29 protein-coding genes are annotated in these 25638 nt (G+C 45.8%); 3 read left to right on the top strand and 26 right to left on the bottom strand.

The window, feature by feature from the left end; genetic code table 11:
* Window positions 1–47 precede the first annotated feature (47 nt).
* The 5 genes from JSY36_RS18150 to JSY36_RS20550 all read right to left on the bottom strand — a co-directional run bounded on the left by JSY36_RS18150 (window position 48) and on the right by JSY36_RS20550 (window position 2208).
* Window positions 48–938 (bottom strand): aminoglycoside phosphotransferase family protein, encoded by an 891-nt coding sequence (locus JSY36_RS18150; RefSeq protein ID WP_205167454.1) that lies wholly within the window; start codon window positions 936–938, stop codon window positions 48–50.
* Between the two features lie 12 nt (window positions 939–950).
* Window positions 951–1406 (bottom strand): GNAT family N-acetyltransferase, encoded by a 456-nt coding sequence (locus JSY36_RS18145; protein ID WP_205167453.1) that lies wholly within the window; start codon window positions 1404–1406, stop codon window positions 951–953.
* 4 nt (window positions 1407–1410) lie between these two features.
* Window positions 1411–1629 (bottom strand): hypothetical protein, encoded by a 219-nt coding sequence (locus JSY36_RS18140; protein ID WP_205167452.1) that lies wholly within the window; start codon window positions 1627–1629, stop codon window positions 1411–1413.
* Window positions 1630–1796: 167 nt separating this feature from the next.
* The gene (locus tag JSY36_RS20755) at window positions 1797–1922 is read right to left on the bottom strand and encodes a hypothetical protein (RefSeq protein WP_272873329.1); all 126 of its coding nucleotides are present in this window, start codon (window positions 1920–1922) and stop codon (window positions 1797–1799) included.
* 139 nt (window positions 1923–2061) lie between these two features.
* Window positions 2062–2208 carry a hypothetical protein gene (locus tag JSY36_RS20550; protein WP_336511532.1) on the bottom strand — a complete coding sequence of 49 codons (147 nt, stop codon included), beginning with the start codon at window positions 2206–2208 and terminating at the stop codon, window positions 2062–2064.
* Between the two features lie 305 nt (window positions 2209–2513).
* Here JSY36_RS20550 and JSY36_RS18130 point away from each other — a divergent pair, with 305 nt between their 5' ends.
* Genes JSY36_RS18130 through JSY36_RS18120 form a run of 3 tightly spaced genes read left to right on the top strand, consistent with a single transcriptional unit; the run spans window position 2514 to window position 4494 of the window.
* Window positions 2514–2906 carry a GntR family transcriptional regulator gene (locus JSY36_RS18130; protein ID WP_205167451.1) on the top strand — a complete coding sequence of 131 codons (393 nt, stop codon included), beginning with the start codon at window positions 2514–2516 and terminating at the stop codon, window positions 2904–2906.
* Window positions 2896–3777 (top strand): ATP-binding cassette domain-containing protein, encoded by an 882-nt coding sequence (locus JSY36_RS18125; protein WP_205167450.1) that lies wholly within the window; start codon window positions 2896–2898, stop codon window positions 3775–3777. Before JSY36_RS18130 ends, JSY36_RS18125 begins: the two co-directional genes overlap by 11 nt.
* Window positions 3778–4494: a hypothetical protein gene (locus JSY36_RS18120; RefSeq protein ID WP_205167449.1), complete on the top strand. Its 717-nt coding sequence runs from the start codon at window positions 3778–3780 to the stop codon at window positions 4492–4494.
* 77 nt (window positions 4495–4571) lie between these two features.
* On the opposite strand, the gene JSY36_RS18115 is transcribed toward JSY36_RS18120, so the two are convergent.
* The 21 genes from JSY36_RS18115 to JSY36_RS18015 form a co-directional block, all read right to left on the bottom strand.
* Complete coding sequence (locus tag JSY36_RS18115; RefSeq protein WP_205167448.1) at window positions 4572–5051, bottom strand: HAAS domain-containing protein; 480 nt, start codon at window positions 5049–5051, stop codon at window positions 4572–4574.
* 5 nt (window positions 5052–5056) lie between these two features.
* Window positions 5057–5335 (bottom strand): hypothetical protein, encoded by a 279-nt coding sequence (locus JSY36_RS18110; protein WP_205167447.1) that lies wholly within the window; start codon window positions 5333–5335, stop codon window positions 5057–5059.
* Window position 5336: 1 nt separating this feature from the next.
* Window positions 5337–5663, bottom strand: a complete 327-nt coding sequence (locus tag JSY36_RS18105; protein ID WP_205167446.1) for a PadR family transcriptional regulator — start codon at window positions 5661–5663, stop codon at window positions 5337–5339.
* Between the two features lie 395 nt (window positions 5664–6058).
* Complete coding sequence (locus JSY36_RS18100) at window positions 6059–6259, bottom strand: hypothetical protein (protein ID WP_205167445.1); 201 nt, start codon at window positions 6257–6259, stop codon at window positions 6059–6061.
* Between the two features lie 57 nt (window positions 6260–6316).
* Complete coding sequence (locus JSY36_RS18095; protein WP_236785124.1) at window positions 6317–6724, bottom strand: GNAT family N-acetyltransferase; 408 nt, start codon at window positions 6722–6724, stop codon at window positions 6317–6319.
* 82 nt (window positions 6725–6806) lie between these two features.
* Entirely contained in the window at window positions 6807–7103 is a 297-nt protein-coding gene (locus tag JSY36_RS18090) for a TIGR04104 family putative zinc finger protein (protein WP_183163791.1), read from the bottom strand.
* Window positions 7104–7139: 36 nt separating this feature from the next.
* Entirely contained in the window at window positions 7140–7970 is an 831-nt protein-coding gene (locus JSY36_RS18085; protein ID WP_236785122.1) for an SDR family oxidoreductase, read from the bottom strand.
* Between the two features lie 5 nt (window positions 7971–7975).
* Window positions 7976–8179, bottom strand: a complete 204-nt coding sequence (locus JSY36_RS18080; RefSeq protein ID WP_122897644.1) for a hypothetical protein — start codon at window positions 8177–8179, stop codon at window positions 7976–7978.
* On the bottom strand, window positions 8176–8625 hold the full coding sequence (locus tag JSY36_RS18075; RefSeq protein ID WP_205167444.1) for a DUF1648 domain-containing protein: 450 nt from the start codon (window positions 8623–8625) through the stop codon (window positions 8176–8178). Before JSY36_RS18075 ends, JSY36_RS18080 begins: the two co-directional genes overlap by 4 nt.
* A 191-nt stretch (window positions 8626–8816) precedes the next feature.
* The gene (locus JSY36_RS18070; RefSeq protein ID WP_205167443.1) at window positions 8817–9977 is read right to left on the bottom strand and encodes an acyl-CoA dehydrogenase family protein; all 1161 of its coding nucleotides are present in this window, start codon (window positions 9975–9977) and stop codon (window positions 8817–8819) included.
* A gap of 89 nt (window positions 9978–10066) precedes the next feature.
* Window positions 10067–11359 carry a TRAP transporter large permease gene (locus JSY36_RS18065; RefSeq protein ID WP_205167442.1) on the bottom strand — a complete coding sequence of 431 codons (1293 nt, stop codon included), beginning with the start codon at window positions 11357–11359 and terminating at the stop codon, window positions 10067–10069.
* Between the two features lie 5 nt (window positions 11360–11364).
* Window positions 11365–11853, bottom strand: coding sequence for a TRAP transporter small permease (locus tag JSY36_RS18060; protein WP_205167441.1), 489 nt, complete (start codon window positions 11851–11853; stop codon window positions 11365–11367).
* A gap of 22 nt (window positions 11854–11875) precedes the next feature.
* Window positions 11876–12907: a TRAP transporter substrate-binding protein gene (locus JSY36_RS18055; protein WP_205167440.1), complete on the bottom strand. Its 1032-nt coding sequence runs from the start codon at window positions 12905–12907 to the stop codon at window positions 11876–11878.
* A 144-nt stretch (window positions 12908–13051) separates the two neighbouring features.
* Window positions 13052–16498 carry an efflux RND transporter permease subunit gene (locus JSY36_RS18050; protein ID WP_205167439.1) on the bottom strand — a complete coding sequence of 1149 codons (3447 nt, stop codon included), beginning with the start codon at window positions 16496–16498 and terminating at the stop codon, window positions 13052–13054.
* Entirely contained in the window at window positions 16495–16944 is a 450-nt protein-coding gene (locus JSY36_RS18045; RefSeq protein WP_122897651.1) for a MarR family winged helix-turn-helix transcriptional regulator, read from the bottom strand. The genes JSY36_RS18050 and JSY36_RS18045 overlap by 4 nt, the downstream gene beginning before the upstream one ends.
* Window positions 16945–17789: 845 nt before the next feature.
* The gene (locus JSY36_RS18040; RefSeq protein ID WP_205167438.1) at window positions 17790–19862 is read right to left on the bottom strand and encodes a sigma 54-interacting transcriptional regulator; all 2073 of its coding nucleotides are present in this window, start codon (window positions 19860–19862) and stop codon (window positions 17790–17792) included.
* Window positions 19863–20121: 259 nt separating this feature from the next.
* A complete protein-coding gene (gene iadA / locus JSY36_RS18035) occupies window positions 20122–21297 on the bottom strand; it encodes a beta-aspartyl-peptidase (protein WP_205167437.1) in 1176 nt (391 codons plus the stop codon).
* Complete coding sequence (locus JSY36_RS18030) at window positions 21290–22075, bottom strand: asparaginase (RefSeq protein ID WP_205167436.1); 786 nt, start codon at window positions 22073–22075, stop codon at window positions 21290–21292. The genes iadA and JSY36_RS18030 overlap by 8 nt, the downstream gene beginning before the upstream one ends.
* A 15-nt stretch (window positions 22076–22090) precedes the next feature.
* Complete coding sequence (locus JSY36_RS18025; protein WP_205167435.1) at window positions 22091–23065, bottom strand: ABC transporter ATP-binding protein; 975 nt, start codon at window positions 23063–23065, stop codon at window positions 22091–22093.
* Window positions 23031–24059 carry an ABC transporter ATP-binding protein gene (locus JSY36_RS18020; protein ID WP_205167434.1) on the bottom strand — a complete coding sequence of 343 codons (1029 nt, stop codon included), beginning with the start codon at window positions 24057–24059 and terminating at the stop codon, window positions 23031–23033. Before JSY36_RS18020 ends, JSY36_RS18025 begins: the two co-directional genes overlap by 35 nt.
* A 9-nt stretch (window positions 24060–24068) precedes the next feature.
* The gene (locus JSY36_RS18015) at window positions 24069–25631 is read right to left on the bottom strand and encodes an ABC transporter permease (protein WP_205167433.1); all 1563 of its coding nucleotides are present in this window, start codon (window positions 25629–25631) and stop codon (window positions 24069–24071) included.
* Window positions 25632–25638 lie beyond the last annotated feature (7 nt).

Below are 25638 nucleotides of genomic sequence, written 5' to 3'. Positions count from 1 at the left end.
CTGCACAGCTTTTGTGCACCCTTTCACGAAGGGTCAGACCCTACTTTCTACCTATACCATGAGGGGATGGTTTTCGTGAATCCGTTATGGTCATCGATGACTTCCAGAGAGTATTTATGAAATTTGTCAAACTGATCGGGTGTATGTTTTACACACCAGACGAGTGCAGACACAAGGTGCATCGCACTGTACAAGGCATAAAGCTCCCAGAAGAATGTATCATCGCCCCAGTCTTCCAGGTACCCGTCCACTCCCCCCCGTGAAAACGGAACACTCACCTGCTTGGAAAAAAAGCCGGTCTTATAGAGATCATGAACGGGGTCCCCCCAGTCCATCCGCTGAAAATCAATAATTCCCGAGAACGAGTGGTTGTGAATCAAAAGATTCGAAGGATGAAAATCATCGTGCTGAAAACGGTTCGGCCGCCCCTGTATCAGAAACTCGTTCTCTTTTATGTAAGTCGCCAGCATTTCCTTCAGTTCTTCCGCCACGGGGATTGTTTTTAACTCCTCAAGGTAGCGGTCGCTCTTTTTTTTCTTCACCTTTTCCCAAGGTGCAATGTGATCTGGCACGTTCAGTTTGTGCAGCTTCTTCAGTTCTTTCCCCGCATCAAACCCGATTTGATACTGCTCTTTATCCGACAGACACGGCAGTGCCGCCTCCCCATCTACCCCCTGAAGGTACGATAACACCATGTACCCTTCACCCGTTTTGTTCAAAAAGCCATATTCAATTGCCTCGGGCACTCTCGCTGAGTGAGCAGAGAGAGCCTTAATTGTTTCGAACTCTTTCTTCCTCGCATCGCTCCCTTCCTCAGCGGAAAAAATCCTTACGAGATATTTCTCGTCGATCACCAGCTTTTTATCATGGGAAAACCCCTTTGTAACCTCCCTGACCGTTTTTGCTTTCGTAAAATACGGAATGTCTTTCATATCCATATTTCTACCTCCTCAAGTAAAATCACTTTCTTGGCATACAAGATAAAAATGCGTAGATTTCGAAAAAGCCGTACCTTTTTTAAATCCACATGATATATAGAACTTATCCGCCTCCGGAGTATCCGTAAACAATGTAAAGGCATGAAAATGCTCTTTCCCGTGCCTAATCAGTTCGTTTAGAAGCAGCCTCCCGATTCCCCGGCCGCGCCATTCAGAAGACACATAAAATCTTCTGATCCTGCCGACAGCCTGATCACCTGAAAAAGGATCGCGATTTAATCCGCCAATGGCCACCAGCTGTCCGGAACCTGAATATACTCCTAAAAGGATCTCATCGAGTTCATTAAATCTGTTTGACCCTGTGTCATAGTCATCTGCCAGCCTCCGTAAAAACCTGAAGCCCTCTTTTTCACTTTCCTCCAGCAGGTGGTTCATGTCTGACAATGACACCATTTCCTTAACAACCACCGGGCTACACCTCACTCTTCGGAATGAAAAATTCCGTCAGCTTTTTTGCAGTCACCAAGGCAAGAGGAACTACCACAAGGAAAAGGACAAATAAACTAATCATACTTGAAACACTCCCCGCCCCAACATGAAACAGACGGTTCAAGACAATATTGTAAACAAAGTTCATCACATAGAAAACATTACAAAACAAGATGAAAAATAAAATTGTACTCCGTTTCAACTCTCCAATCCCCCTAGCATAATTGTGAAATATTTAACAAGATCCTCTTTTTTCAACGGATATTTATCATAACATTCCTGCTTTTTATTTTGGATTAATTATGTAAATAATGTAAGCCGTTCAATCCACGAATGATCTGGCTGATGTATCTGTAACGCTTTTTTAAGCTAACTTTTTTCTTCGGTTGCCACAATGCCTGCAAGTGCATTAAAATCGTCTTCATCTTTCTGCCGGGGATTCTTTGCTTTATATAAGAGAACAATCTCCGGGGTTAAATAAGGTACCGCCTTCATTGCATTTCCACACTTCTGTTACCGGGCCCTCCTGAATGTCCAAACCCCATCCTTTGATTCATTCAGAAGAATCTCCACTTCTTCATTCTCCCGGTTTCTCCCATGAATTTCGTGAACCGGCAATTGCAGATCCTCCTCTTCATACCAGGGAAGGAACTGTCCTTTTACTAACTTTCTTAAACCCCCAGTCACTCAAATAGTTTCTCACAGCCCTCTGATCTTCTCTGAAAACAGCAACCTCAACATCATGATGCTCCGTGGTCCGCCTTCCCAAGTGAAGATCCACTGCCCAGCCCCCAGCTACAAACTATGGACGCTTAAAATCTGACAGTAACGAAGCAACCTTTCGCACTGTTTAAATGAAGCCATTAACCATCCCACTCCCCACTCAATAAAACCAACTTCTATAAGTTCCACATCAACACCACACTCACCTGCAACAGTATGTGAAGAACGTAACACAGGCTCAGACCGGTCTTACCCTCCGTGAAGTATTAATTGACAGACAGACATGCATCTATTATAGTTATATACATAACTATATAACCATATAGGAGTCACTGACAGACATGTACTTACGAATAGGTGGTGATGGTGGATTTGCGGAAGTCATTTGATGATAAAAAGCCGATTTTTTTACAGATCAAGGACCGGATAACGGACCAAATTGTTAATGATCAATTGAAAGAGCACGACCAGATTCCTTCGACGAACCAGCTGGTTCAGTTTTACAAGGTCAACCATATTACGGTTTCAAAGGGGATTAACCTTCTGGTGGACGAAGAAATTGTATACAAAAAGAGAGGTGTAGGGATGTTTGTAGCAGAAGGAGCGAAAGAAAGGCTCATAGAGCAGCGAAAAAGAGCATTTGCAGATGATTTTGTTCTTCCTATGATTGAGGAAGCAAAAAAGCTTCGTCTGTCTGATGAAGATATAACACATTTAATCCAAGATTTAAAAGGACGTGATCGTAATGACCATTAATGTTCAGGCGCAGGGTGTTTCGGTTCAAAATAAAGAATTTTCAGCTTTGAGTAATGTTTCTTTCAGCCTGGACCCGGGTAAAATCTATGGTTTGATCGGACGAAACGGTGCAGGTAAAACCACCCTTCTTTCCCTGCTGGCATCCTATCAGGAGCCGGATAGGGGAAAAATCAAAATTGACGGTGAAAATCCATTTGAAAATGAAAAGATTATGCCTCAGGTAACCTTTATTTATAATACAAAAGATAACGACCATGAATACGATACCGGTAGAGAATATCTTGAGTTAGCGACGCTATTCCGCCCTGATTTTGACATGGATTATGCAAATGAACTGGCAGCGCTCTTTAAACTGCCCCTGGATAAACCTCTTGGAAAACTGTCGAGCGGGATGCAGTCAGCTTTAAATGTCACAATCGGACTGGCAAGCCGGTCTCCCGTTACCATTTTTGATGAAGCGTATCTTGGTATGGATGCACCGACCCGGGACCTCTTTTACAAGGAAGTACTTGAAGAGCAGGCCCGGCACCAGAGGATTATCATTTTGTCCACTCACTTAGTGTCTGAAATGGAATACCTGTTTGATGAAGTCCTGATTCTGCATAAAGGAAAGCTCATTGCTCATGAACCGATCGAAGACCTTATAAGCAAAGGTTTTTCAGTTACCGGAGCTTCCGAAAACATAGATGTTTTTGTTAAAGACCTGAAAACCTTAAGCACACAGCGACTTGGCGGGACAAAGTCTGTCATGATTTACGGTTCTTTATCCGAACAGCAGCTTGCAAATGCACAAAGAGCAGGTCTTGAAATAGGGTCCGTCTCCCTTCACGATCTGTTTATTCAACTTACCAAAGATGAGGAGGGAAAATAAATGAATGACACAATTAAGAAAGCCTCAACTGCCCTTTATTCGACTCAGATGAAATGGGCTGCCTGGTACCTGCCGATCGTTTATATTGTTTATATACTTGTGATTTCATTTGTTCCAGAACCTGAAGTAAAAGAAATGTCCCTTCTTACCTTTGTGTTTCAAACAGCTACAATCTTTATGCTCGTCTGCGGGATTCTCTCTTGTTTTGCATTCCTCACATTATTTGTAAAACAGGGGCTTACTAGAAGAACTTATTTCCTGGCCACTTCTCTTTCAGGCATCGCACTTGCCGTATCCATTATAATCATCACCGCAGTCGTTACATGGCTTCTTGCCTTTACAGAGCGGTTCACCACTCTGTTTGATAATGTCACCTTATCAACTATTGGAGGAACAGAACCGCAATGGGTGTTAACAGTCATTTCCTACATTCTCGTCATCTTCATATACTTTCTTGCCGGGTGGCTGATCAGTGCAGGATTTTACGGATACGGTGCTTCAGGCGGGTTTGCCACTATAGCAGCTGCTCTGATTCTCGTTTTTGTAACCGACTTTTTCTGGAATTTCAATACTCCACAGCCAGTCGCAGGATTACTTCCTGTCGAATTCCAAGGCGCATCAGTAATAGTCAGCCTTGCATCATCGATCATACTCATCACCCTGATCCTCTTTGCCATCCGCAAACTAACAAAACGCATTCGTATAAAAATGTACTAAGATACAATGCTTGTGAAAAACGTAACAGAGGGTCAGACCCCGGGAAATAATTTCCCGGGGTCTGACCCTCTGTTCACCTATGAGCGTGCAAACTCTTTCTTCTTTTCATTTCGATAGACAAGATAGAGATAGACTGCGATCCCAGTTATACTAACAATCCACCCTGAAATGAGTGCTGTTTCATCTCCAACAGAAGTCAATCGAAGAAGAAGACCCGGGGTAAACAGCATGATCGGTATGACAATACCTGCCCAGGTTTTCGTCCAAATGGCGAATACGATAAACGTCAGAACACTGATGATGCCTGCAATCACATTACCTGTCCTTGAAAAGACCACGTCCGGCGCAGTTATAAACATCTCAACTGCCAGGATACCTATCATCAGAAATCCCGGTATTATTCCCAGAATTAAAAACACCGACATCCCCTGTTTTTTTGTTAATTTTTTAGAAGAAATATACTTCATTCCGGTAGCAACGATAAGCAGGTAGGCGAGTGCAGAAACCGGGTAACCGATGAGAGCAAAATAAGAATACGCTGCACCCCCGGTCAGCACATCGCCTAAAACAATATAAGCATCACACCGGCAAGAAAAAAGGATACAAGCTTGAGCATTCCCTTCCTGTCAAAACTCATCTCCCCCGCAAGCTCTTTCATATACTCCTTTGGACTTAGACCCGTAATATGAGACACATCTTTTCTGTTACGTTCAGCCTCCAGCAGATGATCCTCCAGTTCCTCAACAATCTCTTCCACTTCATTTTCCTTTTTGCCATTCATCGTGAGATACAGCTTTACGTTCTCCAAAAACCTCTTACTTTCCTGAGATAATACATCCACCTTACCCTTCCTCCTCCAATAGCTTTTCTACACTTCCCGACATCTCGATCCATCTTTTCTTAAAAGCGGCTAACTCCTCTTTTCCTTGACAGGTTAACGAGTAATACTTCCTTTTCGGACCTCCTGATGGAAGGGATTTCTGACTCGTCACGACAAGCCCTTCTTTTTTCATGCGCAAAAGAAGCGGATAAATACTCCCTTCACTGACCATGGTAAAGCCGTAACCATCAAGCTTCTCGATCATTTCGTATCCGTAGGTTTCTCCCTTGCCGATGATCGAAAGGAGACAGCCTTCAAGAATGCCCTTTAACATCTGACTCGAACTCAAGCGCCAACACTCCCTTGCTATACAAGGTAGAAAGACAAAAAAAGAAACCTCAACTACATTGTATTACAATATAGTTAAAGGTTACCACAAAATGGAATTTTCAGTCAAGAAATACTTTTCTCTCTAAGCGGCACGCCTCATCCGCCAGTTTAACAACCAGTGACAAAGGAAGGTCATACCAAGGCCGGTCCAAAAAATCACCATCGTTGACAGCAAGCTTTCCCCTGTAGAAAGCACATAAATTTGATCCAAAAATAATAAACATAAAAGCACGTAAAAACCAAAAATCACAGCGTTCCTCCAACTCTCCTGTTCCCCGGCATTCATCTTTTTAAAAAGCATTGTCCCCAGCCTCTCTTCTCCAATGTTCAATGATCCTGCACATATAATCTAAGTTACACCCGGATTTCATCTGATACAGCTCCCGCACCTTGAAAAAACACCTGACCCTCTTCCTCACCAACAGGCCCGCTATAGATAGACAATATACCGATCAAAATCAACCCGCCTAAAATACAGCCAAACACAATTAAAAACATCTTCAACATACGCTCCATTCTCCCATGCCCCTCTCTCATTTTTGTGAATTCAATCACACAGGGTCAGACCCCTTGTGAAAAAAATCACAATAACCCTTTCCCAAACTCTTCTCTCTACCTTCCGGACTGATTCTGATAGTTTCTGACTACCATCCCGTGTGATCGCTGCATGCCGAGACGTTCATAGTAAGGCTGCAGTTCCGGATCACACATGAGGTCAATCATATACAGGCCATCCAACTCCTCCACCATTTTCTTGACGAGCGTCTCTCCAATCCCTCTTCCCTGATAGTCTGGAAGCACCTCCAGAAAAGGGATATATGCACTGAGGACACCATCTGAAACAGCTGTAATAAACCCAACTGCCACTCCGCGCTCCCGCTCCAGCGCAACGACACGCTTATCACTGCTCTCCAGCAGCCTAAGGTGCGTCCCTTTACTCGGTGCATCGGGCCAGCCAACAAAAAAACCATCCAGCATCTCTTCCGTAATACCTTCCAAATCCGTTTTGTATTCAATCATTTTTTAACAGCTCCCCTCGCCCCGCATACTAAAACCCGTCATATAAATAAAGATCATTAGAATAAAAGCTCCAATTCACCTGCTAAAACAAAGGCTCATCCTTATCAGTAAAGTCATAAGCAAAAGGGGAAAAAGACAGGATGACAGCTAGTAAAACCACCCCGGCCAGCAAGCTTTGCCACACATTCAGACTGAACCCGTTCATCAAAACAAACATAAGAACAACCACAAGCGGCCCAAAAACACCACTCCGCTTTCTGGCTTTAGCCGTCACAAACTGCTCCTTTTCACAGTTCGGGCACTTTATTCTGAACCCTGTGACGAGCAATTCCTTCCACAAAAACGAATAATCACACGACCAGCACCTCGGCAGCTTCACGATTCATTCCCACCTCCCCCTCTGAAAGTCTCTCATCTACTTCATCTTCCTTTTTACTGCCCATTCAATCACAGCCCAGGGCAAAACACTCTTCAGCCAAATGCCTAGCCCGACTCCTTTTCCGACCTGATAGCGAAATTTCGGCTTTTCAGACCCGCAGATTCTCTCAATTACCTTCACCACATCCAGCGGATCGGCAGCCTTCTCCACCGTCTTCTCGGCATTTACATATAACTTACTTATGTATTGTTCATAATCCTTCTCAACCGTAACGTTTGCCATTCCCTTTTCCCAAATCCGGGTTTTAAACGAACCGGCTTCGATCAGGCTTACATAAATACCGAACGGCAGCAGTTCCAGCCTCAACGACTCGCTGAAACCACCAAGAGCATGCTTTGAAGTTACGTAGGGAGCAAGGCCCGGAAACCCAAACCTTCCGCTTATGCTTCCTAGATTAATAATTTTTCCTTTTCTCCGCTCCCGCATCATCGGCAGGAACGCTTTCGTAATACCTACCACGCCTAAAACGTTGGTCTCAATCTGCCCGCGCCACTCATTCATGTCCACAAGCTCCGTCATTCCACCTAGACTGTAGCCTGCATTATTAATCAGCACGTCCACTTTCCCATAACGCTTTTTAACTTCATCCCTCACGTCATTCACTTGTCTGAAATCGGTCACATCGAGTGGTAAAACTGCCAGACAATCTCCGCAGCCCCGGCTCTCCGCTTCCCTCAGAAGTCTCTGTTTACTTTCCTCATCCCGGACCGTCCCGACTACACAGTATCCCCTTTCTGCCAGGGCGAGTGCAGTCAGATACCCGAAGCCGCTGCTCGTTCCAGTGATCACTGCTACCTGCCTGTCCAAAGCCATTATCCCCTTTTCGTTTCTTCCGTTTTTACTTTTTTCCACTCACTGATATTACCTAAAGTACCGAGCACTCCCACAACCACAAAGACAACCGCGATAATTTGCAAGCCTCCGTCTACACCTTCAAACGCCAGCCTGTAAATTCCAACGCCCAAAACCAACAGACTGCCTATAAAACTGAGAACTATCCTCGTTTTATTGCTCATGTTTTTTCCCCCTTTCTCAATGAACGAACTAAAAAGAATCCAATGATCCCAAAAGTTCCACCAATTCCACCGATCATAACGGGTAAAAAACCCCGGTTCAAACCGCCATCCGCAGCTGATTTTACAATTACCCATGTCAGACAGCAAAAAAAGACAACGATAAAATTCTTCATCACATTTACCTGCATAAGCATGTTCTCATATTGAAATCTCATGTTTTCCCGGGTCAAATGCAGATAATTAAATGTATGAGGATACTTTTCCAAAACTGTCATCCCAAGCCACAGTCCCGCCGTAATCAACGGTAAAATAAATAACGTACCGGGGCTTCCCCAGCCATCCGATTCTCCTTGCAGGTTAAAATGAATGGGAATAGTGTCAGGCAGGGCTTTCCACATAACGATTACATATACGACGGTGAAGGCTAGAACCAATAAACTACCCACATCAACCCTTTTCTCCATCACCGTTTTTGGAATATCCAGTTTTGGCTGTTCCAGAGTTTCACCTAATTTTTGTTATATGAATGTTGGAAAGTCTGGCAAACTGCCTCTCTAAATATTAACATATTTTTCTAATATTAAGAGCAACAAAAAGTGCCCAGGATATGTGTATCCTGAGCATCTGTATCGATCAATTATCTCTTTTCTGTCTTGTTAATAGAATCCACTGCCAGCTGGTTAATTGTCATATCATCCATCGGGGGATTATGAAGCCCGGCTCTTACATCCCGGTAATATCGTTGAAGTGGATTTGTTTCCGACAGGCTTTTTGCTCCGACAATACGCATCGCCAAGTCAACAATCTCCATCGCCTTGTTTACAACTGATAATTTAACAGCACCTAATTCAGCTTTCATACTTTGCCTGACATTGAGGTCACTTCGGTCCCATTTTTCCGCCACTGAATATAAGAAGTGCCGGCTTTCTAAAACGAGCAGCTCCATCTGCCCAATCTTCTGTATCACATTAGGAAGATCTGCTATCGTTCCTTCTATACTATTAGGTGAGTAATTTTTAGCAAAGTCTGTTGCGTACCTCTGCGCTGCTCTTGCAATCCCAATATAGCAGGCAGGAATATGAAGCAGCCAGCCCGCCGGCTCTTTCCTGCCAGGTGAAATATACTCAACTAAATCTGATTCATTTACGACAACATCATGCAGCACCAGGTCGTGGCTTCCTGTTGCTTTCATCGCAACTGAATCCCATGTATCCTCAATATCAACACCATCATATTCTCTTCTAATAAGAAAATTCCCTATCCGGTCAGAACCCTCGATTGATGCACTTACCACAAAGTAGGTAAGGATTGGGGCCATGGTAGTAAAGTTCTTTCTACCATTGATAATCCATCTATCCCCGTCTTTTACTGCTCTTGTTTCCGGCTTCCCTCCTCGGGTTGGGCTCCCAGTAGCCGGCTCTGAGGCGGCATTATTCAATAATGCACCATGGTAAAAAACATCATCTGCAAACGCTTTGTAGGTTTTATTATCCCATATTCGATTCTCACCCAGATGCTTTGTGATCCCCATATGCCATCCAATGGAGAGCGCGGTGGGGCCATCCGCTCTTGCAATTGTTTCCTGATGCTGAAGCATCTCCGTAAGTGAAATCCCCGCTCCTCCAAAATTCTCGGGAACCGTCCAGGAAGGATAGCCTATCCTGATTAATTCGTTTATATTGTCAAAAGGAAAAGTTCTTTCCCGGTCATGCCTTTCAGCGTTAATCTCAAATGAATGAACGACTTCACCAAGTTGTTTCTGGCGATCTTCAATTTCTTTTTGTTTGTTTAAAGTCATACAAATCCCCCTGTTTATCTTTTTTACAACTTTTTAAATGTATACTTTGAACTCCAAGTCCCCCTGACCTTCATACTCGATCCATAAAGCTAATAAACCACAACATCCGGCATGAGCATTCTCGGTAAAAACATGAACAAGTCGGGAACTAATAATCCAATAATAATGATTCCAAGTGTAATGCCAATTAAAGGAAGTATCGCTAAGAAAGCTTTAGGCGTACTCACTTCCCCAATCTGTGTAGCAATCAACAGACAAATTCCATATGGAGGTGTAACCATACCTAACGACAACGTCAAAATCACAATAATACCAAGGTGAAGAGGATGAGCCCCGGCTACCTGCCCTAACTCCTGAATGATCGGCATAAAGATAATTACGCTTGTAACCGGACTTAAAAAGGTGCCAATCACAAGTAAGAAAAGAACAATGAGCAAATACACGGCTGTCTGGTTTGTGGTTATTCCTGTTATAAAACCTGCAATTATCTCCGGTGCACCTAACATGGCGATTAACCATCCCATGATTCCAGCGCTTGCCACTGCCATCATCGGCAACGAATAATTCACAACAGAATCTGCCAGAATTCCGGGGAGTTTTCTAAAGTTTATGGAACGGTAAAAAATCATTAATATAAATCCATAAGCCACAGCGACTGCAGCTGCTTCAGTAGCTGTAAAAATTCCACCTGTGATCCCTGCGATGATGATGATTGGCAAAAGCAGGACGGGCAATGCTTTCCACAGGTCCATTCCCTTTTGCCGGACACTCGTTTTAGGGGAAGCAGGAAAACCCTTTCTTACTGCCAGGACGTATGTATAGACCATCTGCATAACAGCGATTAAAATCCCGGGTACGACTCCCGCAAGGAACAATGCTCCGATACTCACCTGGGCAACTGCCCCATAAATAACCATTAATATGCTTGGTGGAATGATGACACCCAGTGTAGACGAAACAGCTGTGAGGGCTACTGCAAAGGCTGGATCAAACTTCGCTTTCTTCATAGCAGGAATCATCATTGCTCCCACTCCTGCCGTATCTGCTGCTGCAGACCCCGATAATCCTGCAAACATCATACTTACTGTCACGTTAATGTGTCCAAGTCCGCCACGAATGTGACCGACCAGAGAACTGGATAAGTTCACAAGCCTGTCTGTAATTCCCCCATCATTCATCAGCCGTCCTAATAATAGAAATAACGGGACTGCCAGCAACGGGAATGAATTTACGCTGGAATACATTTGATTCACAATGGTCGTAAAAGGGAGCCCAAGTGTATAGATCGTCAGCATGGATGACAGTCCAAGGGCAAAAGCAATCGGAACTCTCAGGATGATTAAAACAAAAAAACTTAACAGCAAGATGATTAACGGATCCATTGCAATCAGTCAGCCCCCTTTTTAAACAGTGCCCTTACATCATTTGAAATAAGCTCGATAATAAACAGGAACATCACTAATCCGGACACAGGAATACTGGCAAACAAATATGCCTGAGGAATCTCCAGCGCATTTGATAACCTCGTTAATCCCATTCTCGCAAAATCGTATCCTCCGGTAATTAGCACATAGACAAAAAATAAGATTAACACGTGGGCCACTAATGAAAGGCTGTGATTTGTCTTTTCCATCTTTTTTGGAAATGCTTCTACTAAATAATGCCTGCGTTGCCGGAGGCCAATCGCAGCACCAAGGAAAATTGTCCATAAAAAACAGAAGATCGCTACTTCCTGAGCCCACAAAACAGGTAAGTGTAAATAATTTCTTGAAACCACCTGAAGTAAAATTAAACTGATATAAATGATAAATAACAAAACTGATAATGATATCAGTCCCTTTTCTACCCAGTCATTGAATGTTTTAATTACTTTCATCTGATGACTTCTCCTTTAACGGTCATTGGTGATTCAGGTTTTGTATCATATCAAGCAATTCTGACGCACCAATATCTTCAGCTAATTCCTCATGCAGTGGTTGCAGGATTTCAATAAAGGCATCTTTGTTAACTTCATTCACTTCCATTCCAAGACTTTCCAGCTCATCAAGAATCTCCTCATCATACTCGATTCCATTCTCCGTCCCAATATACCCGCTTTCTACCGCAACCTGTTCTATGATCTCTGCATACTCTTCAGGTAGCTGTTCATAGGTGAGGGTGCTCATGGAAAAGTGCGATACCATAAACTGATGCTCAGAAACACTTAAATAATCAGTAACCTCATTTAAATTACTTCCTTTAAAGCCGCTCAATGTACTTTCAAAGCCATCAACCACACCTGTCTGTACAGCAGAATAAATCTCATTCCAAGGAAGACTTGTAGGCACTGCACCTAATTCTGACCATATTTTACTTTCTAATGGGGAATCAGGTAAACGTAACTGGAGCCCTGCTATATCTTCCGGTTCTTCAATCGGGCCAATGCTATTAGCCAGATTCCTCGTTCCTCCACCTGCAAAAGCAAGAAGTTTAAACCCTAAGTCCCTTTCATCATGGAGATTTCTAAACTCTTCTGTCAGTTCGCTGTCATGAGCGATGGCTTCCTGAAAATGACCCATATCTTCAAATAAATAGCTCAGACTGAACAGCTGATACTCTCTGAGAAAAGGCGCAGCGTTTTGTGTCCCGCCAATTACAAAATCCACCGTTCCGAGCCTCATTTCATCAATGCTCCCTTCGTCATCTCCCAGGGTACCTGTATGGTGGATTCTGACCTCCACATCTCCCCCTGTTTTCTCCTCTACCTCTTCTGCAAAATACTCTGCCATATCAATCCATGGATGAGGTGCAGTAACCACAGTAGCCAGGTCCAGAACGTGGGGCGTACCATCTCCCTCTTCACTTCCTGATGCAGCCTCCTCATTTCCACACCCCACGATGATCCATGTTAAAGCTATGCCGCTAATTGTACCCAAAAACGTTTTTTTCATTATGTATCTTCCTCTCACAAAATATATTGTATAATCCTTATGGGTTTACTCGGATTAAAATACATTATACTTACTTATCAGAAAATTACAAGATAAATTCCTAAAAAAAACGCAGGCCCCATTCCGGGACCCGCGCTGAGTTATCTATTCATCATCTCTTCGTTTGTTGCGTTTTACAAAGGTGTCGAGCATATCCAGAAACTCATCGTTTGACATGTTGTCGAGACGGTGACGGTCTTTACGGGAAGGAAATTTCGGCGGATTGTCCGGGTCATAAATGAAACGGTCATCCTGTTTTTCTCCGTTCCTGTCAACCTCACGGAATTCAGCCTCCCGCACATCCTTTGGCTCATCGAGATAAGCTGACTCACGGGAATCAATTTCTTTTTCCCGGTAAAACTCCTGGAAGTCAAGTTCTTCCTGCTCTTTCTTCCCATCAGCAATCATCTGCTGACGGCTTCTCCCCTGGTCATTGGTATACCGCTCATCAAGGAGATAAGCCGGTACGAGCTGACCATCAGGTGTCACATACTTCTTATTCAGATTACGTGTTTCTTTATCAAAGAAGCTGTAGATAACCGGGATAAAGAACAGCGTCAGGAACGTTCCACTGATCAGACCGCTGATAACTGTAATCGCAAGCGGCTGCTGGAGCTCGGTTCCTTCACCAAATCCCAGTGCCAGTGGTACAAGACCCAGGATCGTTGTTGCTGCTGTCATAAAGATCGGACGGGCACGGTCTTTCACCCCTTCAACGATCGCATCATAGCTTCTGAGGCCTGCCTCTTTACGTTTGTTAATATAATCCACCAGTACAATCGCATTGTTGACGACAATACCGGCCAGAACAATAAAGCCGATAAAGCCCATCACACTTACTGGTGTCTGCGTTACCGTAAGTCCAATCGCTACCCCGATTAAAACAAGAGGCACACTGAACATAATGACCAGTGGATAACGAAGAGACTCAAACTGGGCAGCCATGACCAGGTAAACAAACACAATCGCCAGTATCAAGGCCAAGACCAGATCACCAAGGGCATCATCGAGAAGCTCCTGGTCACCGGTAACAGCAACCGTCGTTTCTTCATCCAGGTCCAGATCGTCGATGGTCGATTGGATGAGCTGGCCAATGTCCCCCAGGTTATACTGTGTACCGTATTGAAGGGTAAACTGAACCGCTTCTTCCTGGTTGATCCGGTTGATTTGTACCGGACCGTCACCTTCTTCAATTTCAGTAATATCACTAAGAGCTACGTACTCCCCTTCATTGTTGCGGATAAGGAGATCCTCAAGTGCCTCCAGGTCTTCTATGAATTCTTCTTGATACTGAACACGCACCTCATAGACATCATTATCACCCGTTACAATCTGCGTAGCTGTGGTCCCACGCATGATGGAGTTCACAGCATTCGCAATCTGTGCAGGAGTGAAGCCTTCTTCACGGGCGGCTTCATCATCAATTGAAATCTGCACTTCACGCACGGTATCTGTACGATCGTTGTTCACTTCCTGGAATTCGCTCATTCCGGACAATTCTTCATAAATCTCCTCAACTGCCTCATCGAGCCGGTTCGGATTCGTATCACTTACATTGAATGTGTACGTATTAGGATTGCCCCCAAAGGAAGCTTCAAGCTGAATCGACACCTCTTCAGCGTCTTCAGCTGCCCGTTCGATGTCACGGCGGAGGGATTCTGCAAACTCCATCGTTGTGACGTTACGGTCTGCAGTCGAAACCATAGACACATAGATAAACCCTTCGTCTGAGCCCCCGCTGCCCATAACGTTGTCTTCCTGACCGCCAGAGCCAGTCACACTCGTGTAATCCTTGATGAGCGACTCCCCATCGAGTACTTCTTCTACGCTTTCAATAACAGCAAATGTATCTTCAAGGGGCGTCCCGTTTTCCATTTCAATTTCCACCTGGAAGAATCCTTCGTCTGTTGCAGGCAGGAATTCTGTGCCGACAGTCGTTACCCCCACGCCTCCTCCAATAAGCAGAAGGAGAGTGATAAACAACACACCTAACCTGTGGCGGAGGGACCACCGCGCTGAACGGTCAAACATCATCACAAAGCGTGAGTTCCGGCGTTTTTCCTCTTCGTTTTCTTTCGGTTCCTTTAACCATCTTGCCGCAAGCATCGGTACGACTGTGAGTGCTACGGCAAGTGAGGCAAACAGGCTGAATGATACGGTGAGGGCAAACTCACGGAACAAGTTCCCTACAATTCCGGTAATAAAAATAACCGGTAAAAATACAGAAACGGTCGTAAGGGTAGATGCCGTAATCGCTCCGGCAACCTCTTTGGCTCCGTCCCGGGCAGCCTGAGCCGGGTCTTTCTTCATACTAAGATGCCTGTAGATGTTTTCAATAACAACAATCGAGTTGTCCACAAGCATCCCGATACCAAGGGCGAGTCCCCCGAGGGTCATAATATTTAACGAGAAGTTTGTAAAGTAAAGAAGAACGAATGTCACAATAACCGAAAACGGAATGGCGATTCCGATCAGCAACGGTGTTTTAAAGCTGCGCAGGAAAATGAAAAGAACGAGCATGGCAAACACACCACCGGCAATGAGTGCCATCGATACGTTAGAAATCGCCTCTTCTATAAATTCCCCCTGGTCAAACAACATGGCCGTGTCAATATCCTGGTAGCGGTCACCTTCCAGCAGTTCCTCAAGGCGTTCATTAAACGCCCTTGAAACCTCAGCCGTATTGGCATCGGACTGTTGCTGCACACTCAGGAGAATCGAAGCATCCTGGTTCGTACGTGTCACAACATCGCTCGCTTCAGGCGTAAGTTCAACGGTTCCAATATCCGAAACAGTCACATCATCTCCACTCTCAAGATCCTGTGTGACAACAACATTTTCGATATCTTCTACACTTGTGAGTTCAAACAATACACGGGTCGTCAGTTCAAAATCACCGCTTCTTACATTCCCCCCCGGTTGCGTCACATTGTGAGCCTGCAGGGCAGAAACCACTTCGTCCTGGGTAAGGCCGTACTCTTCCAGGTCATCCTGGTTTAAACTGATGCGAATTTCATCGACAACATCACCTAATGTATCAATGGAACCAACACCGTCAATTTTGAGAAGCTCCTGTTCAAGGTCTCCTACAAGTTCACCCAGTTCAGAGGCATCGCCTGTAACAGAAGACAAAGACATCTGGATGATCGGAAACTGAGAGGGGTCAAACTTTAAGAACCTTGGATCGGACGCATCATCAGGAAGGGGCGTCTGATTCATGTTTGTCAAAATATCATTTTCCACATCATCAATAGAAGTGGCCCATGAAAACTCAAGCAAGGTGAGTGATGAGCCTTCCATTGAAATGGAACTGATATTATTCAATCCTGGCAGCGTCGACAGGCTTTCTTCCATCGGTTCAGAAACCTGTGAAGCTACTTCCTGAGGCGAAGCATCAGGGTAGCTTGTTACTACTGCTCCGATCGGCGGATCAATATCCGGGATGAGCTTTAATGGTATGTTTATGAGTGAAATGAGTCCGAGCAGCAAAAACAGCGTCATTGCTACCAAGGTAAAGACTGGTCTCCGTATTGAAAAATTCGTTATTTTCATTCCTTACTCCCCTCTTTCTCCTCTAACATGATGTCTCTGAGTTTTTTATACACATCACGGAAATGAGCCAAATCATCTTCCGGTATCTTCGTTAAGTATTTGGTCATGATCGTCTGCCTCGTTCTTTCCATATGCTCAAGAAGCACAATGCCCTCGTCGTCCAGCTCAAAGGGAACCGTACGGCGGTTTTCTTCGTTGGGCTTTCGTTTAACAAGCTCCATCTGCTCAAGTTTTGAAAGCATTTGACTGACTGCACTCGGCGACACATTCAAGTGATGGGAAAGATCTTTTACATACTTCACTTCGTGGCGGCCGATTAAATACAGCAGCACCTGCTGATTTGAAGACAGACGGTTGTCATATTCTGTACCAAATTCATGCTGGATCATCATCATAACGTCTACAACCAGCTGCTCAATTTCAAGCACTGTATCTTCTATTTTCATTTCAATCGTCCCTTCTCAGACAAAAAAATGACGCCCTTTTCGTAAAAATCGCTCCTCTTACAATGGGTAATTCCGCTACAGGCGTATGCTTTCCGCAGGCAACACTTCAGCCTCCTAGGGAAGTTGGCTTCTGCTTTTTCCTACTCACTTAGTCTTCGAAGTATCTGCGTCGAAGCAATTCGGAGCTAATACATGGTGTAACCGCTCGTAGTCGATGCTATTCCCGCCGGAGTCGCCGCCTTTCGCTCCATTTTTAACAAGTTATCCGAAAAACAGCTAAAAATTAAGAAAGTTAACCGTTAACTTTCTTAACTATAATCTCCCGACCTTTTCAAAGTCAAACAATCGAGTGTGAACAAAATGTGAACTGTTGTCGCACTTCAGTTTTCTATGTAAATAAAGCTGAAGGCAGCTTGTTCTTTCCTTTCTACACTTTAGAGAACAGGATTATGATGATCTATTTGCACCATTACGGATGAAAACAGGCATGGGTTCTTTTTTAGGATGAGTTATCTTATCCCTACAACGCCTTGTGCGGAGTTGAACAGAATACGCGAGACTCCTGCGGAAGTGCGAAACAGATGAGCCCCCGCAATGGCATAGGCCTGAGAGGGCTCCTCTCAAGGCCGCGGAAAGGGAGCGGATTCCGTTCCATGAAGCTGAGTTTGAACTCTTTTTCAGTCAGTTTTGCAAACCATGCCTAAAGTAAAAGTCCCATTCATTCTGTATAATCATTGCCTCATCTATACTCCGGTCCGTCATACCCTCCAGGTCACCCCTCATCATATACATATTAAACAAAAAGCCATCCAAAAAGGCTTTGTCTGCCCTTTGGGATGGCTTACTCATTTTCCTGTATAGACCGTTTCGAGAAAGCCCCGCCCCTTTTCGGTCATTTTTGAGCCGAGACGACCTCTTGATTTCTCCACAAACCCACGCTCCTGCAGAAGGTCCATCCGGTACCTCACTTGCTGCTCTGAGAGGGGAAGACTGGAGTTCCGGCTGAACTCGGAGATTCGCTGGCGGCTGATGGCCAGCCCCTTCTGTTCAATCTCTCTGATGAATTGCAGAACGGTAACGAGCTCCTTTTCTTCTATAGAAGAGCCCGTGTCCGGATATTTAGAATAGGCATGCTGCTTTTCCCCACGTTCATTTGTTCCGAACCGCTTTGACTGAAAAAAGCTCTCGTTCGGAATATCTTTTATACGGATGACATGATCCTCACAGACGGCAAGCATGTAATCAATTGTGTTCTTAAGCTCACGAATGTTGCCGTACCAATGATACCGCTTAAGCTGATCAAGAACTTCAGCCTCAATTTTCACATCCATCCGCCCGGACTGGTGCATGAAATACCGGATCAGCGCCTCCATGTCGTCTTTTCGCTTCCGGAGCTCCGGCAATTGGATAAACAGCACCTTTAACCGGTGATACAGATCTTCCCGGAACTCTCCTTTCTCAATGAGTTCAAGGAGGTTCCTGTTCGTTGCTGCAACGACTCTTACATCCACAGGAATAATTTCACTTCCCCCAATTCTCAGGAGTTCTTTTTCCTGAAGGACCCGAAGCAGACGGGCTTGCACTTTCAAGCTGATGTCCCCTATTTCATCGAGAAAAAGCGTTCCTCCATTCGCCTGTTCAAACAACCCTTTTCGTCCGCCTTTTTTCGCTCCCGTAAACGCTCCTTCTTCATAGCCGAACAGCTCGCTTTCAACCAGTTCTTCCGGGAGGGCACTGAAATTCACGGCCAAAAAAGGACCGTTATGGCGGTTCGAAGCGTGATGAATTGAGCTTGCAAACAGCTCTTTTCCAGTCCCGCTCTCCCCTTGTATTAAAATGGTCAACTGGGTTTTCGCCAGTTTCTCTGCGATCTCTTTTGTTTCCAACAGCTGTTTGTTCTGGCCGATAATGTCGTCGAAGGTGTATTTTGCATAATGGCCCCGCTTGACCAGTTCTCTTCTGAGCTTTCTTTCCATTTCGATCGTTTCCACCGCATTTTTAAACGTGGCAACAATGGTCCCGTCCGCCTCCATGGAAAAGCGGTGCACGATGACGTCGGCATATTCAACGGTAAAATAACAATTCGCTTCTTTTTCATCTTCAGCCATAATAAATGTGACCAGATCTTTATTCGAAATCACATCGGTAATGTTCTTTCCGATCACACGTTTTCCTTCAAAGCCGAGAAGCTTCTCGAGAATGCCGTTGAACACCGTAATTTTCCCTTTCCGATCCACTGCAAGGATCCCGTCATGGACCCCGTCTACGACCTTTTTCAAATGTTCACTTACCTGATTTGCTTCGCTCGTAGCTACGGCCAGACGCCGGCTCAGCTGAATAATCGTTTGTATGTAGCGGGTTGATACTTCCTCCTGCTTTTCCTCTAGGAGTCCGAGCTTATCGAGAACGGTAATGATCGTTGTCATGTCAATAAGACGCGGGCCAATGTTGATCACTTCTTTAATTGAGTCCGGCACAAGCTCCATCTCTCCCGGTGTTATCGCAAGAGATACGTCTTTGACCATCTTTTTTCCGGGGAAATAAGGATAAAGCTTGATGTGGTCGATACCGAGGTTCTTTAAAGACTCAATCGCTTCATTAACCGTTTCCGGGAAATCATTTACGTATAACGCTTCTGTGCCTTTAGAGACTGTAAACAACTGATCGATATTGTGAAAATTGACGATCCGTTTCGCTGTGATCAGGTGGCATCCTTTCCCGATAAAAGCAGCCACCTCTTCTTCTATTAAATATGAAGATAATAAGACGACCCGGTCCTGTATGACACGGCCGATCCCTTCATCCACGGCATAGCTTTCAATTTGCACGAATGTTCCGATAAATTCCGACAGCTGGGCCACAAGGGTCTTCCTCGTTTCCTCCGAGCCTGCCAAAACAACCAATTTCCGTTCTTTCATGTCCGACACCCCTCTGGTTAAAGTATAGCATAGTGTGATATTAAATGGGTTTATTGGGGAACGGGGAATAGCCATTTTTTATCTAGATGCGAATCGGGGGCTTTAAACGAGTTAGGAAAGGGTTTAATCAAGTTAAAAGTCGAATTAATCAAGTTACACGTCCACTTGATCCATTTAGCCTTCTCTTTAGTCAAGTTAGCACCGTTCATGCCTCCTCCAAAATGAAAACCCCGGCACCAGCCGGGGTTGCAACTCTCGTCTATTCAAATGTTCCTTTCATCAAATGCTCTTTGTCTTTCATCATCCACTGCCCCCGGGCCATGACGGATTCGATTTCCAGATCCGATTCATTCACGAGAAGCAAATCAGCGTCGGCGCCGACTGCCACCCGCCCTTTCCCGGTAAACTTGTACACATCAGCTACATTGGATGTGGCTACTTTAATGGCATCTTCAAAGGCGATGCCTTCCTCCAGGACAGCATCCCGGACTTCCTTGTACAAGCTCGTCACACGGCCAATCTTAAGGCCGGTCAGGTTCCCTTTTGCATCAAACTCCGGCAGACTTCCCTGGCCGTCTGATGTGAAGGTGATCTGTTCAACGGGGACACCGCTGTCGAGCATCTTCTTAAGGCCGCGGCTGCACTTCGTTTCGTCCCCTTCGAGAATTTCCTTTGTTGTGCTCGTCGTAAAGTCCACGTAGCCGCCTCTCTTTGCAAAAATGATACCGGCTTCGAGCAGCCCTTCGTTCCGGTTAATATGAGTCGGAACGAACTGGGTGATCGGTATATCGGTTGTTTCTACGACTTCTTCGATCAGTTTGAGCCGGTCGGGACTATCTCCGAGGTGAACGTTCACAACACCCGCTTTCCCGGACAGAATCCCACCCACCCTTGCATCGCTTGCAATACGGGCAAGCTCTGCCCGGGTCGGCTGTGAGGAGCGGTGATCGGAGATGGCAATCTCCCCTGCCCCGATGATCTCTTCAATTAAGATGATGTCCTGCTCGATGGAACCGGTTAAAGTTTTCACGGGAACCTGATACGAACCCGTTTGGCAATAACACGAGATCCCCTCTTCTTTAAGGGCTTTTGCTTTTGCAATCAAATTTGTCATCGTCCGGGTTGTTCCGTCGGTTCCGATGACGCCGACCAGCGTTGTAATTCCACCTGCGATGCAGTCGGACAGCATGAGTTCAGGGGTTCTTGTTTTAAAACTCCCTTCACCCCCGCCCCCGGTAATATGTACATGAGCATCGATCAGACCCGGCATTAACCGTTTCCCCGATCCGTCTATCACATCATACGATGACGGGTCCAGACTCTCAAGATTGATTTGGTCTTCAATTAGAGCGATTCGTCCGTCGGTAATGAGAACATCTTTTTTCCCTGAAAATTCCGGACGATAAACGCTTACATCTTTAATTATCTTAAGCACGTATTCCACCTCCTGAAATCAGTTGTGTGATAAGTCTATTGACCACACGCTTTTTCATCTCTTCAAACATAAGAGGGTCGTGATTGCGAGGCGCATAAACAGCAGCACCTGCTTTTTTCCCCGGCACCCATATGCCGGCGTATGTAACATGATCACTCCAAATCTGCCAGGGAGATATTCCAGCAGATACAGTATGTGGCCCGCAGCTCATTCCCATTACATGGCTGAGCTTGACGATGGCTCTTTTCAGGGAATGTTCCCTGACTTCCGTTACATCCCCCAGTGTACTAAACATTCTCGAAACACCCAATACAGAAAAACGCCCCATTTCACCGGACCACCGTGATAAGAGTTGTTCTGTCATTTGACTGACCGGATGCGTACGGCTGAAAACCCCTCGCCAGTCGTGCTGCAGGTACATGGCCAGACCTGCCTTTCCTGCATAAGATGCAGTTAAACTAGTGTGATCGTCAGTAAAAGCATAAAATTCATCCGGTTCAATTCCAAAGCGAAACAGCAGGGACAGCTCAATATCTTTTTGAAGACGTGAATCATACTGCACACCACAGCAGACAGCCAGCTCCCTGTCCGTTAACAGATACGCTTCCGCTGCACCGGTTGTCAAAAGGGGTAACGCGTAAAAAGGCTGAAGGAGGGAAGGAAGGTTCACTTCCACACCTCCATTCCCTTCTTTATACTGACAGCCATTCAAGGAGTGGTACACAGCCAGATGCCCCATCTGACCCGGCCCTTGTTCAATCGAATTCTTTACTGTCATACCACTCCCTCCTTTCTATTGCGGATCATACAAATGACAGGCTACATAATGGTCCTCGTCCATCTTCTGAAGATCCGGACGTTCCACCCCGCAACGTTCATGTGCTTTAGGGCACCGGCCGACGAAGGCACACCCTTTGGGAGGATCTACCGGAGAAGGGACATCCCCCTGGAGAATGATCCGTTCTTTCCGCTCTCGCGGGTTCGTAATCGGAATAGCCGAAAGAAGCGTCTGGGTGTAAGGGTGCAGCGGGTTTTCAAAGATTTTATCCGTATTGCCGATCTCCGCCATACGCCCGAGATACATGACCGCCACCCGGTCACACAGGTGACGGACGACACTCAGATCGTGGGAAATAAACAGGTAGGTGAGCCCGAAATCTTCCTGTAGATCTTTAAGTAAATTCAGAATCTGTGCCTGAATCGAGACGTCCAGGGCCGCTACAGGCTCATCAGCAATGATGAGCTTCGGGTTTAGAATAAGCGCCCGGGCAATACCGATCCTCTGACGCTGTCCTCCTGAAAATTCATGGGCATATCTTCGGATAAAATCCCGGTTTAATCCTACTACATCCATCATTTCTTCTATCCGCTTTTTGCGTTCCTGTTTATCTTTCACTCCGTGGGCCTTCAACGGCTCCGCAAGAATGTCTTCAACCGTAAGACGGGGATTCAGGGAGGCATAAGGATCCTGAAACACCATCTGCATATTTTTACGCTGCACACGAAGATCGGATTTGGAAAGGGAAGCAATATCTGTTCCTTCGTAAAGAACTTCACCGTCAGTCGTAGGAACAAGCTGGGTAATGCCACGTCCTGTAGTGGACTTTCCACACCCGGACTCTCCAACGAGCCCGAGAGTCTCCCCTTCATTTACGGAAAAAGAAATCCCGTCGACCGCCTTCACATAGGTGACGCGCTTTTTGATTACGCCCTTTTTCTGGGGAAAATGAATTTTAAGGTCTTTCACGTCCAAGAGTGGTCTGCCCATCTTTTGCTTCCTCCTTTCGTCCGTGTACGTCGTCATAAAGCCAGCAGCGGGCATGATGCCCGTCCTTCATTTTCAGAAGAGGCGGATCCTCCTGTGTACAATGAGGCATCACATGGTCACAACGCCCCGCAAAGCGGCATCCTTTTTCCACAGTACCGGGTGCCGGAACCTGACCGGATATGGAAAAGAGCCGGTCCTGTTTTTCATCTACTTTCGGCAGTGAGCCGAGAAGTCCGACCGTGTACGGGTGTTTGGGATCGTTAAAGAGCGTATCTACATCTGCTTCTTCTACAATTTCACCAGAATACATCACTACCACACGGTCGCACATTTCCGCCACTACACCAAGGTCGTGGGTAATGAACATAATCGCCGTATTCGTCTTTTCCTTCAGACCACGCATCAGATCGAGAATCTGAGCCTGAATTGTCACATCCAGAGCCGTCGTCGGTTCATCAGCAATGAGAAGACGCGGTTCACAGGCGAGACCGATGGCAATCATTACCCGCTGCCTCATGCCTCCCGACAGCTGGTAAGGGTGGCTGTCGTATATCTGCTCCGCCCGGGGAATACCTACAAGCTTCAGCATTTCTATTGATTTCTTTCTGGCTTCGGCATGGGTCATACGGTTATGAAGAAGCAGCACTTCATTGATCTGCTTGCCGATAGTGAAGACGGGATTTAACGACGTCATCGGTTCCTGAAAAATCATTGAAATATCATTTCCACGGATCTTACGCATTTCCCGCTCTTTTTTATCCAGGAGGTTTTCACCATCAAAGTGGATCTCCCCGCCGGAAATCCGTCCCGGCGGCGATGGGATCAGCCTCATGATGGATAGGGATGTAACACTTTTACCGCACCCCGACTCTCCTACCACGCCGACAGTTTCACCGGCTTTAATGGAAAAACTGATGCCGTTTACGACTTTCACATCTTTCCCGTCACTTTTAAAACTCACTTCGAGGTTTTTTATATCAAGTACATTTGCCATTTGTATCACCTATTCTTTCAGCTTCGGATCGAGGGCGTCACGAAGCCCGTCACCCAGAATATTGAAGCTCAGCACTGCAATGACAATGGCCAGTCCCGGAAAGAACGTAGCATGAAACACAGTACCACTGTTGTCTTTTGCAGCACTCAGCATTGATCCCCACTCCGGCGCCGTAATGTCTCCCCCGAGTCCAAGGAAACTGAGGGCGGCCCCGATCAAAATCGCCACCCCAATCCGCATTGTCAGATAAACCATCACAACAGAAAGGGTGCCTGGGAAGATATGCCGGAGAATAATAACCGGATCTTTTACCCCAATCGAGCGGGCTGCTTCTACATAGGTCATTTCTTTCAAAGCCAGCGTTGAACCACGGACAATACGGATAAATACAGGAATCGTAAAGACAGCCACGGCTAAAATGATGTTCGTAATGCCCGCACCGAGAAAGGCAATAACCGCAATGGCTAAAAGGATCCCCGGGAAAGCAAGAAGAACGTCTGTCATTCTCGTAACCACACTGTCCACCCAGCGGCCGTAGAATCCTGCCAAAAGACCAAGGGCGGTCCCGATAAACGCACCGATCGCCACAGAAACAAATCCGATTAAGAGTGTATCCTGCGTGCCGTGAATGACCCGGCTGAAGATATCACGGTTCTGGTGGTCTGTTCCAAAATAATGAATGGATGACGGGGGCTGATGCTTATACACATCGGTGAGCGTAACGTTGGGCTCACTGACGTTTAAGTAGGCAAGAACCGGCTCCGCCTGTTCCCCTGCCGCAATTTGAACAACGGAACTTACAGGACCCGTCTGAATACGGATCGCCCCGTCCCCTTCACCAGTTACGGTAACAACGCCCGTGTCACTTACCTCGGCCACATCCTCATCAAGTGAAGAAAAATGCAGCCCTTCAATGGCTTCGGCGTCACTTGCCGGAGCATTGAAGCCGCTAGGTACTTCTTCTGACTCTTCTGTTTCATACAAACGTAAAGCGAGTTCGTGAATGTCTGCATGTTCTGTGATCTCTTCTCCATCGGTCAAAATGGCCGTAACATTAAGTTGAAACTCATCTCCAGGAGAGAGGACACCCTCAGGCTGTGATGGGATCAGCTGTGAAATGACCGGCTCTTTTCCTTCCAGGAGAGACTCCCCTTCCACCACTACCTGGAATGACGAGCTCACATCCCCGCTTTCAATTGTGGCATTTGTAAAGCCCGACGTATTGCCGTTCACTAAAATGCCCCGCTGGGAACGGCGGATCGATGCAATTCTCCGGTTTTCCGAATCGGCCGTCAGCTGCGCAATCTCCGCTCCTTCAATGGTTGACCCGTCTGTGAGAACCCCTTCAATCGTAACCGACGCATTGGTAAGCTGATCCAGGTCTATGCCTTTACCAGGATACTGGGACGTAACCGGGCGGTGTGGATCGTATGGCGCCAGTAGCGATCCGAACAGGCCCACAAATAAAATCAGAATGACTACGGCAAAAGCGGCCACAGCCATCTTCTGCTTTAAAAACTTCGTAAGGAATTCCCTGAAAGGAGAATAGGGCTTCGTCTCATTCGTGTTCATAGGCTGT

The sequence above is a fragment of the Alteribacter salitolerans genome (assembly GCF_016901055.1).
Lineage (GTDB): Bacteria > Bacillota > Bacilli > Bacillales > Salisediminibacteriaceae > Alteribacter > Alteribacter keqinensis.
Note: the sequence above shows the minus strand (reverse complement) of the source record. Positions and strands in the feature narration are given on the sequence as shown.